Raw genomic sequence first — 14,739 nt, 5'->3', positions numbered from 1 at the left:
GCAGCGGTGCTGAGAGGTGGTGCGTGTCCCTACGCGGTGACCGTCGGGAGGGCACGCCCCGGCGCCCGGGGACGCGTGCGGCCCGACGCGTCGGGATCCCGCTGGGGCAGGAAGGCCGTGCGGTGCTCACGGTCGCGGATGGCCGTCCGTACGCGCGTCGGCGGGACGGCGGGGGCGCAGCGCCCGGCGATGACGGCGCAGGCGGCGAGCGCGGAGCCCGCGGCGGCGGTCGCGGCGAAGGCGACCACGGCGGAGAGGCTTCCGGCGTCCAGGAGGGCGACCTGGAGGACGAGCAGGAGCAGCGCGGCGACGGGACGCACGGTCACCCAGGTCCGCATCATCGGCCGCTCTCCTTTCGCACACATGGTCGTCCTGTCGTTATACAGGATCGGCCCCCGCACGGGCCGGTGGGACCGGCTCGCCCTGCGGCGACGCACACGGTCGGGGCGCCCCGCGGCCACGCGTGAGGCCGGCTCGTGGGGCGACGCGTCAGACCGGCTCGCCGCCACGCGTGAGGCCGGCTCCCGTGCCCGGCCGGTCGGGAGCGGGCGGCGGGCTTGCACTGCAAGCGTCAAGGCGGCGGGCCTGCACTCGAAGCGTCAACGTGCGGGTGCTTCGGGAGCGAAGGGATCGAGGCCGGGGGCGACCGCGAGCACCTCACCGTCGGGGCGCCCGTCGTCCCGGGCGCCGCCACCGGCGTACGCCACCCCGAGCGCCACCAGGAGGTTGGCGGCCAGTGCGACGATCCCGGCGTTCACCCCGAACACCGGGTCCCGCCCGCTGAAGACCAGCCAGCACACCAGCGCGCCGCCGACCGCGAGCCCGCCGAGCGCCGCCGTGAGCGTGAACCTCCGCCACACCAGGCCGAGCAGCAGCATCGGCACCAGCTGCGCCATCCCCTCGTACGAGATCAGCGACAGCCGCACCAGGGTGTTCGGTGCCGCGTACGTCATGACCAGCGCGATCGTGCCCGCGATCACCACGACGGTCTGCGAGGCCCGCTTCTGGGCCCGCTGGGCGCGCCAACGGGGGACGAGGGACAGCACGCTGCGCCCCCACATCGTGCCGATGACCAGCATGAACACGGCCATCGGCACGATGGAGGACAGGGCCGCCGCGACCCCGATGACACCGACCGCCCAGGCCGGCAGCGAGTCCACGACCATCCGGAACAGCGCGAGGTTGGAGCCGGCGCCGGCCAGCCCGGGGACCACGAACAGCGCGGCCATGCCGAGCAGCATCGGCACGAACAGCAGCACGTTGTACGCGGGCAGCCAGATCGCGTTGCGGCGCAGGGCGTCGCCGTCGCGGGCGCCGAGGTACCCGGCGACGGTGGTCGGGAAGATGACGACGGTCAGGGCGTTGAGGAGCGAGGTCGTGACGAACCACGGGGTGCCCAGCCCGCTGTCGGCGCCCACGTGCCCGGGCAGGGTCAGCCAGTCGCGCTTCTCCTCCACCAGCCGGCCGAGGAAGTCGCCGTACCCGTCGAAGTAGTGCAGCGGGACGTAGACGGCGAGGAAGGCCAAAGTGACGATGACGAGCGCGTCCTTCAGCACGGACACCCAGGCGCTGCCGCGCAGCCCGCTGACCACGACGAAGGCCGTGGTGACGGCGAAGGCGACGAAGTAGCCCCAGTCGAGGCTGACGGCACCGTACGAGATCGTCGAGACGACGACGCCCATCCCGGTGATCTGGAGCTGGATGTAGGGGAGCAGGCAGAGCGTCGCGAGGACCGCGATCAGTGCGCCGGCCCAGGGCCGGCCGTAGCGGTGGGCGACCATGTCGGTGATGCCGACGAGACCGTGGCGCCGGGCGTACGCGTGGAACATGGGGCCGACCAGGTATCCGACGGCGTATCCGCAGGACATGTACGCGACGACGTAGAGGACCGGGGCGCCGTAGTTGTACCCCCATCCCGCGGCGCCCAGATAGCTGAAACTGGTGTACGACTCCCCCGCCATGAGCACCCAGATGAACACCGCTCCGAGGCTGCGCCCGCCCACCGACCACTCGGCGAGCCCGCCCTGGCCCCCGCCGCGGTGGCGCACCGCGAGCAGCCCCAGGACCACGGTGGCCACCATGAAGACGCCGAAGACGGCGGTGGCGACGGCCGCGTTGCTCATGACCGCACGCTCCCGCGGCGCTCGTTCATGCGCCGGTCGCCCCGCCAGGTCAGCCACACCGCGAGCGGCGTGAGGACGGTCGCCCCCAGCAGCCAGACGAAGAGGAAGGGGAGCCCGAGGAGCACGGGCTCGACCCGGTTCACCAGCGGCAGGACGCCCAGGTACAGGACGAACGGGGTGAGGAGCCACAGTCTGTGGAGCCGCGCTCTCACGGGGTGGGACGGCTCCGGGCTCGCGTTCACGGGGCGTGCGTTCACGGAAGACGACCCTACCGACGGGGCACGGGGGCCCCGGGACGCCGGTGCCGGGGCGCACCGGCGAACGCGAGCGGGTCCGGTGAACGGCTTCCGGCGCGCGGGGTCTAGCGGGGCCGCATGGAGCGCAGCCGGCCCCACACCACCAGGCGGTACTTCGAGGTGTACTCCGGGGTGCAGGTGGTGAGGGTGAGGTAGTACCCGGGCTCGCCGTAGCCGTAGTCCGGCCGCACGGTGCTGCGCGGGACGGGACGTACGACACCGCCGTCGCGCGGCGACGTCCGCGGCAGCGTCCGGTCGACGACGTACACGTAGGTGGCCGTGCGGGTCTCCACCTCGATCGTGTCGCCGCGCCGCAACCGGTCCAGGTGCCGGAAGGGCTCGCCGTGGGTGTTGCGGTGCCCGGCGAGCGCGAAGTTCCCCGCCCGGCCGGGCTGTGCGGTCCGTGGGTAGTGGCCGACGTAGCCCCGGTCGAGCACGTCCGGCTTGCTGATGCCCTCGGCGACGGGCACGCGGAGGGAGAGGCGGGGCACGGTGAGGACGGCGTAGGCCTGGGACCGGCGGGGCCGCTCGCGGGTGGCCGCGGTGCCGGCGGCGTCCGCCCGGCCGCCCCGGCCGGCCGCAGCGTCCGTTCCGCCGCCGCTCCCGCCGCCCGACGGGGGGTCCGCACCCCGTTCCGGGTCCGTCGTCCCGCCCGGCGCCGCACGGTCCCACTCCCTCTCCAGCCCCTCGACCCTGCGTTCCGCGCCCTCGCGGGCCTGCCGGTTGGTCCACCACAGCTGGTGCACGACGAGGAGCAGGAGCACCACCCCGACGGTGACGAGGATTTCACCCCCGCTCCACAGCGCCCGCCGGTACGCGGCCCGCCGCCGCCGCGAGCCGTGGTGCACGATCCCGGGAGCCCGCATGCGTACGCCTCCTTCGCCGGGGCCGCACGATAGGGGGTGCCGGTGCAAGTCACCAGCGACGGGGGCGGGTCGGGGCGTTGCCGGTTCGGAACGTGAAGGTCTCCGCCGGGGACGTCAGGGGGCCGCCGTTCGCGACCGGGAGGCGGGGCCCCTTCCCCATCGTGGCCGGCGACGCTCTGGCCTGCGGATCTCTCTCTTTTGTCGGTCCACGGCAGTACGGTGTCCACCATGCGCCCCGACACGCCAGCCGAGAACGTCGACCACAACGCCGAAGCGGCACGCCTGGAGCGGACCGCAGGCCTGTACCCCGAGGACGCCGAACACCTGCTCGTGCAGGCCGCGGCCCACCTCGAACTGTCCGGCGACCGCCCCAGCGCCACCGCGCTGTACGACCGCCTGCTGTCGTCCTCCGAGCCCCTGGAGAACCCCCACCTGGTCCGCGCGCTGAAGGCGGCGAACCTCTGGGAGTACGACCACGAGGCCGAGGCCCGGGCGATCATCGACGGCGTCCGGGCGTCGTCCCCGCGCGACCCCGCGGCCTGGGTGATCGTGGCCGAGGCCCTGGAGTCGCACGACGAGCTGGAGGCGGCGCACGAGACGTTCACGGAGGGTGCGCGGCTCCTCCTGGCGGACGTCTCGGAACCGCCGTACGCGACGCACCCCCTGCTCTTCGGCCGCCACCGGGTGCGCCGCATGCTGGGCGTGGCCCACGACGACTGGGACATGCTCGCGGACACGCTGCACTCGTCCCCCGTCTCCCTGGACGAACTGCACGACCCCAAGCGGGTGTGGTCGCTGGGCTCGGACAACCCGGCGGAGCTGGCGGCGGAGATCTCCCGCCTGCGCGCGGAGCTCGGCACGTACCGGGAGGCGCTGTCCCGGCCGTTCCCGGTGGCGGTGCTGCACTGGCCGGCGGACGAGCTGGCGGAGCTGCTGGCGGCGTACCCGTCGCTGACGGAGGAGTACCCGTCCCACGAGGAGCACCTCGCGACGATAGAGGCGTCCCTGCGGGAACTGTCGGCCTCCGGCACCCCGAACCTGGGCATCGTCACCGGCACGGTCCCCTCCTACGAGGCCTTCGCGGCGTCGGAGGCCTCGTCCCCGACGGACGCGACGCTCCTGCCCCAGTACGCGACGACCCTCGCAGCCCGAGGCCTCGCGGTGGCGTGGCCCCCGCAGCGGGGGGCGGAGTGCTGGTGCGGGTCGGGGAATGCTTATGAGGAGTGCCACCGGGCGGGCTAGGGCCCGGGTCCGACCGGAAGACACGACACCAGGCACTACGGACGCCGGACCTAGGACTAGTGGCGAACGGTGGAGACGACACCCGAGACCCGCCGGCGGATGAGCCGACAGCGGAGCCGGAACACCGAGGTGGAGATGACGTTGCGGCGGGCGCTGCACAGCGCCGGCCTGCGGTATCGAGTGCATCGCCGGCCCCTGAAGGGGGTGCGACGCGAGGCCGACATCGTCTTCGGGCCCGCCAAAGTGGCGGTCTTCGTGGACGGTTGCTTCTGGCACGGGTGTCCGGAGCACGCCACTTGGCCGAAACGCAATTCGGACTTCTGGCGTACGAAGATCGAAGGCAATCGGCGTCGGGACCTCGACACCGACTTGCGCCTGGCTGCCGCAGGCTGGCTGGCGGTGCGGGTCTGGGAGCACGAGGAGCCACTCTTGGCGGCGGCCCGGGTGCGGGACATCGTGGCGTTGCGACGTCCTCGCCCCGGTCATCCCTGATCCTCAGGTTGTGCGGGTCGCAGGGGCGCCGGAGACGGCCGTACCAAAATTCTTCCGCACCTACAGTCCGCAAAGCGACTGTTAATCTTGGCGCCCGACTTTGCCGTCTCAACCGGTCCTGTCACAGGAGGCACGCTCCACGATGCCCGCCCCCGGCAGCGAAACCTACGGCTCGTGGCTGAGTCGGCGCCTAGAGCATCTCGGTATGTCCCAGACGGACCTTGCCGTGAGGGTCGAGAGGACGCCGGCGGCCGTCTCCGCCTGGGTGAATGCGCGTTCCGAGCCGCGCAGCGAGCTCAAGGAGATCATCACGGCTCTACTCGACCCGGATCACACCGATCCGCCGCCCAACGATGTCCCGATGCCGCGGACATCCCAGCCCGCGCAGGTCACCTCCGGGCGTAAACCGAACCCGGATTCGCCCGTGCGATGGCATCATCGCCCGGCCCACCACGACGGTGGACGGGAGTACGGCAACGCCGCCGCGTTCGCCTTCGACGCCGATCTTTCGGTGCTCGCCCGCGAGGCCACCCAGAACTCGTTGGACGAGCGCCGGGACGATCAGGCGCCCGTCCGTGTCCGCTACACGCTGCACGAGTTGGACGGGGCGCATCTCGACGCCTTCCTCACGGCACTTCGGTGGGACGAGGTACTCCCCCACTACGCGGAGGCCTGCCGCGGAGACCAGAAGGTTTCACGGAGCCTGAAATCCGCGATCGAGGACCTTTCCCGGGAGCGCCGACTCAGGCTGCTGCGTGTCGACGACTACAACGCGTCGGGCCTGACCGGTCCCGAGTACGGGGACGGGCGGTTCGCCGCCGTCGTCCGACGCCAACTCGACAGCCACAAGGTCACCGGCGGTCGTGCGGGCGGCTCCTACGGGCTGGGGAAGGCCACCCTCTGGGCGACCAGTCGATTCGGCCTGGTCCTCATCAACTCGACGCTGTCCGAGCCGCACGAAGGCCGGCGTGCCGGTCGCGTGATCGGTCGTCTGGACCTGCCCTGGCACCAGGTGGACGGCAAGCCGTACGCGGGACCGGCGTGGCTCGGACTCCCGGACACGGATCCCGAACACGAGGGAGTGTCGCGCTCTTGGTGGGCCGACGACGACACGCTGCAGGCCCTGCATCTCGATCGCGTCGACGAAGGACCCGGCACCTCGTTCCTCGTGGTCGGAGCGCACGATGCCTCCGGCGACGCCGAGTCGCTGGAGGAGATGCACGACAAACTCCTGCGGTCGCTCGCGGACGGTTTCTGGGCCGCGATGGTCGGCGGACGTTCGGCAGGCCCGTTGCTGGAAGCGAGCGTCACCACGCTTCGCAACGGACGGGTGCACATCGCCGAGCAGCAGGTCGACCCGCACGCCTATCACCCGGCGACCAGCCGGGCCCTCCAGGCCTACCTCGACGGAACCACCGTCGATGAACTGACTGCGGCGGACCAAGTGGTCCGAGCCGAGGTTCCGTTGATCGTGACGCCGCTCAAGGGGCAGGGCCGCCCCCGCGACAAGGGACGCGAGCACTTGGCCGTTCTGCTCCTCACTCCGGCTGACGAGAACGACGGTCAGGTCAACCGCGTGATCTGCATGCGGGGCAACCGTATGACGATCGTGGCCCATCGTCCTCGCGAACTGCCCCTGGGGACCACTGCCTTCCAGGCGGTGCTGTTGGCGGGCTACGCGACCGGTCGGGTTGACGAGGAGGTACGGCCGGCCGAGGCGTTCCTTCGCGCCTCCGAGCCGCCGGAACACGATCGCTGGGACCGAACCGAGGAGTTGACGACGTCCTATGAACGGGGCGCGCTGAGCCGTCTGAAGGAGTTCCGAGCGGACATCGACAAAACGGTCCGATCGCTGTTGGGGAAGCGGCGCACACCCCCATCCGCCGGTCCCGCGGTGTTGCGGGAGTTGCTGAAGCTGGATGCTCCGGGCCGAGGCGCCGGCGCCCGGCGGACCCAGTCGTTCCCGACCGTACGCGACATCCAGGCCTCCGTGGACGAACGCGGTGCCTGGCACGTGACCGTCCGTCTCCGTCTCCCGGAGGCCGACGATCCCTGGGTGCTCGCGCCGGTGGCCAAGTTCGACGTGCGGTCCGGTGGCCGCCCCTCCGTGAAGTGGGAGTTGCTCGTCGGCTCGGAATCGTGTCGTGCGGAGAACGGAACGATCGTCGTGGAACCCGGAGTGAGGCTGGCAGAGTTCAGCGGGGTGACGGATCCCGCCAGCCATCCCGTGCGAGGCACGTACGCGCGACTGGCGATCGACGTGCCCAAGGCCAGGGGAGGCGCGGAGTGAAGGCGGTCTTTCCCTATCCGACGCTGCTCGGTGACGTGCGCTGCGAGATCGTCGCCGTCCGGGTCGACGGCAAACCGCTGCCGTACACGAACGTCTCGAAGGACGAACGCGTCGTGGCTCTGCACCAGTCCGGGCGGGCCGGTTGGGAGGAGGCGGTCCTCGATGTGTCCGTGCGGCTCCCCGAGGACGAGTTGAGCGAGGGCCGGTGGCAGAACGTGACCTGCTGGGCCGTACTCACCGAGAAGGCCACCAACGCGAGGGCCACGGCTCCCCTTCGCCTCGGACCGGACGGCGCTCGAACCGGACCGATCCTCCTGTCGCGTCCGTCCCACCTGCGGCGAGCCACTCTCTCCGTCCTGGTCGTCGCCACGGTGGACGGCGTCCCCGGACGACTGATCGGCACCTGCGAGGAGGACTGGTACGTCGACCTCGCGGAGGTGACGCCCGTTCGGCAGCGTGACATCGAGATCGTTCAGGTCGACTTCGCGGACGGTACCCACGACTGGCTGCGTCCCTACAAGGAGTCGTCCTGGGTCGTCGAGACCTCCGGGGAGATGCCGACCGTGTATCTCAACACCACGGCCGTCGAAGGCCTCGTCACCCTGCTGTCCGCGTCGGGCGGCAGCCCGGCCGAACGGATCGTGAGGGAGATGACCGCGTCGCAGATTGCCCAGGACGCGTGGACGGCCATGTTCCACAGCGCCGTGAGCGACCTCGACGTGGACGAGGACGGCACTCCCGTCATGCCGAACGGCTGGCGCGAGTCGGTCCTGCGCGCCATGCTTCCCGACGTCCTTCCGGGCAGACAACTCACCGACGCCCTCTACGACATCAACGAACGGCGTACGCAGGGATTCGGCTGGTCCGAACTGCAGACAGGCATCCAGTTCGCCGCAGGGCGGCGGGCACAGATCGGCAAGAAGCTGACCTTCGCGGTCCGTACGGCCGACCGCGCCGAGAGGAGTACCGACTGATGCCGCGCCGCGCGTCGTTCGACGCCCCCGAGTTTCTGGGTCTTCTCCCGGACGCGGCCGTGGCGAAGCACCTCAGTCGCGGCATGCAGTCCGGACAGGAGTATCCGCCACAGGTCACGCTCCGCAAAGCAAGCATCCTTCCGGACGAAGGCGATGCACGGTGGCACTCCCAGCCGATCAGGGAACTACTTGAAGAGGCGATGGAGCGCTTCGAGGACCGCCGTACCGACGCGGATGCCTGGTTGGCCCCCCGGCTGCATGCCACCCTCCGCCTGACCCGTGCCGAAGCGGGGGACGGTCGTCTGTGGAACCACCTTGCGATGCTGGTGGCCCCGGACTACGTGGTGTGGCGCCACAAAGGCACGGAGATCGCGGAAAGTTCGCGCTTCTCGGGGCCGCATTACACCCAGTGCTTCTCACGTCTGTGGTGGGCGGCCGAGCTGTTTCGCGACGGTCGGGACTACACGCCGGTCACGCTGGCATGCGGTGTTCAGGACGTCCTCAACACCACGCTGCGTCTGGACGTCGTAGACCACCGACCCACGGCGCAGGCCTTTCTGCGCGTACTCGCGGCTCTGACGGCGGCAGGCACGCCGCGTCTGGGCGACCATGTCAACGCGCTGTCGTCAGCGATCAACAGCGCCGGCAGCACGTTGGTGTACGACGTCCTCGCTCCGGACTCGCCACGTCTCGCGGACGAACTGCACGACTGGATCGCGGACGCCGCGACTGCGAAGCCCGCCCCCTGGGACCGCCTTCCCGACGGTCCCGACGACGGCCGTGTGCCCCCGGCCTCCGTGGAAGCTCTGTTTCCCCTCTTCGAGAGGCTGCGCTCCGAGGCGCCGGTACGCCGGCGGAGTCGTGCGGCGGACGCCACGTCCGCACCGCAGAGGGTCTCCGGGCTTCCGGTCCAGCGAACAGGTGTGAGCCTGGACAAGATCCTGCCGCCGGGGATGGGGTGACCAGAGGGCGGGATCAGGTGCCGGCGGGGACCGCCGCAACACCGACCCGAGCAGCGGTCCCCCGCGTCCGTGTCGCCGGCACCCGCTGCTCGTGTGCGGGAGTCGATTCGCTCTCGGCGTTCCGGGCGACGGCCGGGCGGGGAGGCCAGGCCAGGAGCCTCTTCCAGACGGCGTCGTCGGGGACACCGAGGCCCAAGGCCGCGCACAGGATGTGGACACCGAAGCGTGGAGGCACCGCGTTGCCGATCTGCTGGGCCTGATCGTTGCCGCTCCACGGATACCGGTACGGGAAGCTCTGCAGGACTCCGGCCTCCGGCATGCTCAGACGCCGCCTCTCCGTCTCATGCGCGTCGGCGCTGACGATGCGGTTGCGCGCCCACTTGCCGGTGATGGTCGCGGAAGGCAGGTTGGAGTCACGTCGGCCGCGTGCCTTCGGGTCGCCGCCGCTGCCGTAGTTCGACACGACGCGAAAGGGCATCGGCAGGCGACGGCTGTCGGGGACACCCTCGTGCTCATAGGCGGCAGTCAAGGCGCGCTCCATCGACACCCACTGGTCGAACAGGCCGCCGGCCGGTGCAATTCCCTTGCGGTACAACGGATGCGTCGGCGCGGGCATCTGTACCGGCCGGTCACCTCGGCGGGCGACGAGAACAGCCCGACGGCGGGTTTGAGGTACGCCGTACTGCTCCGTGTGGAAGACCTTGGCGGCGGTCTGGTAACCGACCCTGCGCAGGACGCGTTCGTAGGCGTGCCACACCTCGAGCACCGCCGGGACCTGCTCCAGGATCACCACCTCGAACGGCATGGGCTCGTCGCCGCCGTCACGGGGACGCAACAGCGCCTGGAAGATCCAACGAAGCGGCTGCAGCACGAGGCCGGTACGGACATCCTTGAGATCGTCCAGCTCTTTCTGGATGTCGTCCCAGCTCTCTCCTTCCTCACCGGCGGACTCCCGCTCGTACCACGCGTGGGTCCGACCGATGAAGCGGAGCACTTCGTCGAGTGCCTTGCGGCCCGAGCCACTGCCGGCGATCGAGAAGGTCTGGCAGGGGGGCCCGCCGGCGAGCACGTTGGCCTCGCTGAATTGCTCGTCGCAAGGCCCGTAGTCGCGCACATCGCCGTGCACGGTCGGGAGCCTCGCGGCCTTGCGGGTCTCGACCGCGTCCGCGTCCCACTCGATGCCGATCGACGGGACACCCAGAACTTCGGCCGCCACATCCAGACCACCCGGTCCGGCAAATAGGTCAACAACGACAAAGGGTGCGTTTCGTTGCTGATGAGGCGGCGTTCCAGTCATGGTGCGGAAGTCTATCGCCGATCAAGGGGGTGGAACGGAGTGATGGAGCCGGTACCCACACCCTGGTCGTCGGCCATGGCCAGAGCGTCGAAGACAGCCGCCCCGAGCGCGTGGGCCAGGGGCGGCGGTGTGGCATTGCCGACCTGGCGATAGCGCTTCGTCTTGTGGCCGGCGATCGTCCAGTCCGACGGGAACCCCTGCAACAAGGCGACCTGTTCCACGGTGAGAGCGACGAGACCTTTGCGCCCCAGATTCGGATCGAGCACGAAGTCGGCTGTCGGGACAGCATTGGCGATGGTGCCACCGTCCACGCCCAGCCTCGCCCACTTCCGCTTGGCACCCGTGGGCCCGAGGTCGCCACCACCCCGTTCCCAGGAGCCGCCGATGATCGTCGGGGCGGTCTCGTCGGCGAGCACCGCCCACGCGTCGACGCCGGCCCATCCGCCGGCGCCCATGCTCTCGCGCAGCGACTCTCCCAGGGTCGGCGGCGGACCCGGTAGAGGCCTGGGCCAGACGAACCGGTCGATCAGGTTGCCCTTGAAGGCGACGAGGACGCCGACCTCCCGGTTCTGCGGAACACCATGGTGCGCGGCGTTCACCACACTCCAACGGAGCCGGTAACCGAGGTGGTCCAATTCGTCCGCCATGAAGGCACGGATCTCTTCGTAGGCGTCCTTGCGGACCAGCTCCGGCACATTCTCCAGCAGGACCGCTCGGGGCTGTACAGCGTGCACCAGGTCAACCGCGGCACGCAGGACGGCCAACTCCCTGTCGTCGCCGCGAGCGCGCCCCGCGGTCGCCGACGACTGCACCCTCGGCAAACCGCCGGACAGGAGATCGACGTCGTAGGCGTGACGCGCCGTATCGGGATTGAACGTCAGCAGGTCGACCTCCCTGACGTCCCAGCCTGGTCGGTTGAGACGGAGGGTCTCGCACGCCACATCCCGGTTGTCGATCAGCAGAACGGGATCGAACCCGGCTTGTTCCAGGCCCAGGGCGAGTCCCCCGGCACCGGCGCAGATTTCGAGTGACTTGAATCGGCTCGACGGCACTTTCGCGTACGCGCTCTCCACTGCCACCTCGCTCCCCCTGTCCATGGCGGTGAGGCTCCCAAGCCGCCCCCGGCGGGGGCCCGTCGGACAGGCGGCGCCCGGCCGGCCGAAGATCACCGGGAAGGAGACTATCGATCGGTCGGGCGCGCGTGGGTCGAATCAGTCTGCGTCGATGATTGCCTGACCTTCCTTGGCCGAATCGATCGTGGTGAAGCGCACCACCCGGCCGTCGGAGCGGCGTGCGGTCGCGGGGGCCACGAAGGAGAACGTCATGACGACCTTCTCGGGAGCGAGGTGGCCGTCCGCGTCGATGTCGCCGCGGTGGACGCCCTCCACCACGGGATAGACGATCACGACACCCGTCCTCGGACCGGCAAGGGCCTCGGTGGCGGCATTGCCCGGGTCGGCCAGGGATCCCGCGATCCGCAGCGGGACCGCTCGGTGCTTCGGTTCGCTGATGGCGCCGAAAAGCGGTCCACGCCTGCGGTCACGACCGAACCAGGAGAAGGCTCCGGTCCTTCCGCCGAGGCTGAGGCGCTGCCCGGTCTTCGCGTGCTGCGGCGCGAGGACCACCCACTCGTCCACGGCCGGTGCGGACCCTTCCGTGATTTCCGACAGGTAGACCAGATGCGGCGCGAACTGCGTGGAGGTAACCCACCGGGCGCCACGCACGAGACCGAGGAATTCACCGGGCGTCAGACGGCCCACAAGGGCATCGAAGCGATGCGTGACGGCGGCACGCGATCCCTCGGCCGGGAAGTGATACGAGAACGTCGTGGGTTCGTTCGAGAGTCGCCCGAGTACGGGCAGCCACAACGCGGTGTTGTGGCGAAGGTCCGCCACCTTCGCCGGGTAGGCGGTGGGCTCCTGCCACTGCCCCGGCGAACGGACCTCGACCAGACGGGCGTTGTACATCTTGTCCGGGCTGGTGGGCTTCAGCCAGGGCAGGTGCTGGGACACCAACGGCGGCACCTGCGCGGGAGTGATCTGCGGCTTCCCGTCGACCATCGTCGCGTACTGCTTCAACTCGGAGCGGAAGTTCTCCTCGTCGAGACAGATCGCCTCGAAGGCCGCGTACAGGTCGATCTCCTTGGCTCCCATGGTCTCCGCCCGGCCGAGGAACAGCCTGACGAGATCGCGGTAGCCCTCACGGAACCCGAACCAACGGCCCATCTGCATCAGCGTGGAAGCGTTTCCCGCACGCCGGCGGAAGTACGAGACCGTAAGGCCCTCGACCGTGAATCCTCGGGCGAGCTTTTGCCCGCCGATGAGCATCTTCCAGATCGATCGCTTGTCGAAGTCGGCTTCGCCCGTCTCCAGATCGGTGTCGCTGTTCACGACCACGATCGGCTTGTCGTCGCCTCCGATGCGGGTGACGGCGGGACCTACGTAAGGGGCGAGCGCGTCGTAGGACGTCGGGACCGCGTGACCGTCCGCGCGAACAGCCGAGACGGGTGCCACGTCGTTGTCGAACAGGTCCCTGAGGCGTGCGTGCCCGGCAGGGCCCATGTATCCGCCGTTCCACCACAGGCGTGTCGCCCGGATCAGCAGTTCCCGTTGCTCGGCGGTGCGCACCGACTCGTGGATGAGCATGGTGTGATGGTGGAAATACCGGTCCCCGAGGCCGCCCTCCTGCTCCCGATACAGCTTCATGGCCGCGGTGAGGACGAACATATCGATGGCCCGCTGCAGGCACGCGTCGTCGTCGTTCTCCTCCTTCACGTTGATGTCCCGGACATGGGCGAGTTCGTTGGAGTTGGAGTAGACGCGTTCGTCTTCCGGTACGAAGGAATCCAGGTCGTGGAAGTCCCGGGCACCCATGTATCCGTCGGGACGGGGCAGCGAGACGATGAAGTCCTTGGGGAAGATGTCCTGAGTGTCGCTGGGGTCGATGAAGACATTGGCGAAGGGGGTGGCCGTGTAGCCGACGTACTGCGCCCGAGGCAACATACCCAGCAAATCGGAAATGGCCTTGTTGATGGCGGTCCGCTCCGCGTCCGCCTTGGCCGGGTTGGAGGTGTTCACGGACGCCTCGTCCGACTCGTCGTCGATGATCAGCACCGGAATCTCCGACAGCGGGGTCTTGATCTTCCCGAGATCCTTGACCAACTTGCTCAAAACCGACTTGTTCTTCTTGACCACCATCAGCCGCGCCGAGGATCGATGCAGGTTGCGTGGATCGAACAGAGGACGAGCCGGCTCGTGCTTCTCGAACTCCAATGCGGTGATGCCCTGGAGCAGGCTCTTGTAGTCGTCGTCCCTGGTGGTCAGACGCACGATGTCGAACGCGCCGAGCGTCGACGGGAGGGCTCCGAACGTCGCGAACCTTCCCTGGCTCCAGGCCGGGTCGGTCGCGTAGTCGGACTCGAACTCGCTTGCCCCGCGCAGGATGTTCTCTCGGCCGACGAGTTCCATGTCGATGCGCCGCTGAGTCTGGGCCCGCAGCATGTTCAGGGTGCCGCCGAGAACGATGACCAAGCGGTAGCCGGCGTCCACCGCCTTGGCGATCACGCCGGCGAAGTTGGCGGTCTTGCCGGACTGGACATACCCCACGACCAGACCCTTGGACTGGTATGGAAGGGTCTGCGTGGGGTCGGCCAGCCGCTCCACCACGGCGTCCGTTGCCACATCGAGACCGGCGACCGCCTCCGGATTCCAGCCCTTGCTCTCCAGGTACGAACGGTAGGACGGCCAATACCAGGGCCGCCCCTGTTGCGACTGCGGGGTATACCAGGGAGTGAACTCGTCCGTGATGACGACCGGCCCTTCCGCCTTGGAGACCGGAACCAGATCGTCCAGCAACTTCCGGGTTTCCTCGGCCAGGCCCAACAACTCGTAGATGGCGCGACGTCGGGCTTCCGTACGCCCCTCGGTGTCGGACCATTCCGGAGCGGACGTGAAATCCCAGTCGGTCAGCTGCTTGCGCCATACCTCGACCAGCTGGTCTGTGGAGCGAGCGGTCTGCAAGGCCTCCCTGAAACAGTGTTCGTTCGCAAGGTCTTCGGCTTCGGGCGTCAGGTCCTCCGCCTGGTAGACCAGAGCTCGGACCAGCTTCTTCGGGCGGCTGGTGTGCATGTCGGACAGAGCCGCGTTGTGCAATTGCAGCAAAAGGTCGAGAGAAGCACTGCTGGTCATGGTCTTCCTT

The 14,739-nt window shown here is 69.4% G+C and carries 12 protein-coding genes; 5 read left to right on the top strand and 7 right to left on the bottom strand.

Translation table 11 applies throughout. The features are described 5' to 3' along the window. Positions 1-29 precede the first annotated feature (29 nt). The 4 genes from ACZ4NT_RS19400 to ACZ4NT_RS19385 form a co-directional block, all read right to left on the bottom strand. Positions 30-341: a DUF6412 domain-containing protein gene (locus tag ACZ4NT_RS19400; protein WP_121402778.1), complete on the bottom strand. Its 312-nt coding sequence runs from the start codon at positions 339-341 to the stop codon at positions 30-32. Positions 342-599: 258 nt separating this feature from the next. Further along, complete coding sequence (locus ACZ4NT_RS19395) at positions 600-2,123, bottom strand: sodium:solute symporter family protein (protein ID WP_467726507.1); 1,524 nt, start codon at positions 2,121-2,123, stop codon at positions 600-602. Further along, positions 2,120-2,380 (bottom strand): DUF3311 domain-containing protein, encoded by a 261-nt coding sequence (locus ACZ4NT_RS19390; RefSeq protein WP_467726505.1) that lies wholly within the window; start codon positions 2,378-2,380, stop codon positions 2,120-2,122. The genes ACZ4NT_RS19395 and ACZ4NT_RS19390 overlap by 4 nt, the downstream gene beginning before the upstream one ends. 104 nt (positions 2,381-2,484) lie before the next feature. After that, a complete protein-coding gene (locus ACZ4NT_RS19385; protein ID WP_467726503.1) occupies positions 2,485-3,285 on the bottom strand; it encodes a class E sortase in 801 nt (266 codons plus the stop codon). 228 nt (positions 3,286-3,513) lie between these two features. Between ACZ4NT_RS19385 and ACZ4NT_RS19380 the strand changes: the two genes are divergently transcribed. The 5 genes from ACZ4NT_RS19380 (at position 3,514) to ACZ4NT_RS19360 (ending at position 9,245) form a co-directional block, all read left to right on the top strand. After that, complete coding sequence (locus tag ACZ4NT_RS19380; RefSeq protein ID WP_121402772.1) at positions 3,514-4,527, top strand: SEC-C metal-binding domain-containing protein; 1,014 nt, start codon at positions 3,514-3,516, stop codon at positions 4,525-4,527. Between the two features lie 69 nt (positions 4,528-4,596). Continuing rightward, positions 4,597-5,019, top strand: a complete 423-nt coding sequence (locus ACZ4NT_RS19375) for a very short patch repair endonuclease (RefSeq protein ID WP_121402770.1) — start codon at positions 4,597-4,599, stop codon at positions 5,017-5,019. Between the two features lie 205 nt (positions 5,020-5,224). Beyond that, positions 5,225-7,309 carry a transcriptional regulator gene (locus ACZ4NT_RS19370; RefSeq protein ID WP_467726501.1) on the top strand — a complete coding sequence of 695 codons (2,085 nt, stop codon included), beginning with the start codon at positions 5,225-5,227 and terminating at the stop codon, positions 7,307-7,309. Next, entirely contained in the window at positions 7,306-8,283 is a 978-nt protein-coding gene (locus tag ACZ4NT_RS19365; RefSeq protein ID WP_121402766.1) for a hypothetical protein, read from the top strand. Before ACZ4NT_RS19370 ends, ACZ4NT_RS19365 begins: the two co-directional genes overlap by 4 nt. Then, entirely contained in the window at positions 8,283-9,245 is a 963-nt protein-coding gene (locus tag ACZ4NT_RS19360; RefSeq protein WP_183116836.1) for a DUF6339 family protein, read from the top strand. Before ACZ4NT_RS19365 ends, ACZ4NT_RS19360 begins: the two co-directional genes overlap by 1 nt. Positions 9,246-9,258: 13 nt before the next feature. Here the strand turns inward: ACZ4NT_RS19360 and ACZ4NT_RS19355 are convergent, their stop codons facing one another. From ACZ4NT_RS19355 to ACZ4NT_RS19345, 3 genes are all read right to left on the bottom strand, one after another. Continuing rightward, complete coding sequence (locus tag ACZ4NT_RS19355) at positions 9,259-10,542, bottom strand: DNA cytosine methyltransferase (protein WP_121402764.1); 1,284 nt, start codon at positions 10,540-10,542, stop codon at positions 9,259-9,261. Between the two features lie 11 nt (positions 10,543-10,553). Beyond that, positions 10,554-11,621, bottom strand: a complete 1,068-nt coding sequence (locus tag ACZ4NT_RS19350) for a DNA cytosine methyltransferase (RefSeq protein ID WP_467726499.1) — start codon at positions 11,619-11,621, stop codon at positions 10,554-10,556. 132 nt (positions 11,622-11,753) lie between these two features. Continuing rightward, positions 11,754-14,729 (bottom strand): Z1 domain-containing protein, encoded by a 2,976-nt coding sequence (locus ACZ4NT_RS19345; RefSeq protein WP_467726497.1) that lies wholly within the window; start codon positions 14,727-14,729, stop codon positions 11,754-11,756. Between the last annotated feature and the right edge of the window lie 10 nt (positions 14,730-14,739).

The sequence above is a fragment of the Streptomyces sp. NPDC026417 genome (assembly GCF_055567695.1).
The sequence above is the reverse complement of the archived record's forward strand: the minus strand, read 5'-3'. Positions and strand labels throughout refer to the sequence as shown.

Coding starts and splice junctions, on each gene's coding strand:
- ACZ4NT_RS19400 (WP_121402778.1), bottom strand. CDS start 341: ATGATGCGGACCTGGGTGACCGTGCGTCCCGTCGCCGCGCTGCTCCTG.
- ACZ4NT_RS19395 (WP_467726507.1), bottom strand. CDS start 2,123: ATGAGCAACGCGGCCGTCGCCACCGCCGTCTTCGGCGTCTTCATGGTG.
- ACZ4NT_RS19385 (WP_467726503.1), bottom strand. CDS start 3,285: ATGCGGGCTCCCGGGATCGTGCACCACGGCTCGCGGCGGCGGCGGGCC.
- ACZ4NT_RS19380 (WP_121402772.1), top strand. CDS start 3,514: ATGCGCCCCGACACGCCAGCCGAGAACGTCGACCACAACGCCGAAGCG.
- ACZ4NT_RS19370 (WP_467726501.1), top strand. CDS start 5,225: ATGTCCCAGACGGACCTTGCCGTGAGGGTCGAGAGGACGCCGGCGGCC.
- ACZ4NT_RS19360 (WP_183116836.1), top strand. CDS start 8,283: ATGCCGCGCCGCGCGTCGTTCGACGCCCCCGAGTTTCTGGGTCTTCTC.
- ACZ4NT_RS19355 (WP_121402764.1), bottom strand. CDS start 10,542: ATGACTGGAACGCCGCCTCATCAGCAACGAAACGCACCCTTTGTCGTT.
- ACZ4NT_RS19345 (WP_467726497.1), bottom strand. CDS start 14,729: ATGACCAGCAGTGCTTCTCTCGACCTTTTGCTGCAATTGCACAACGCG.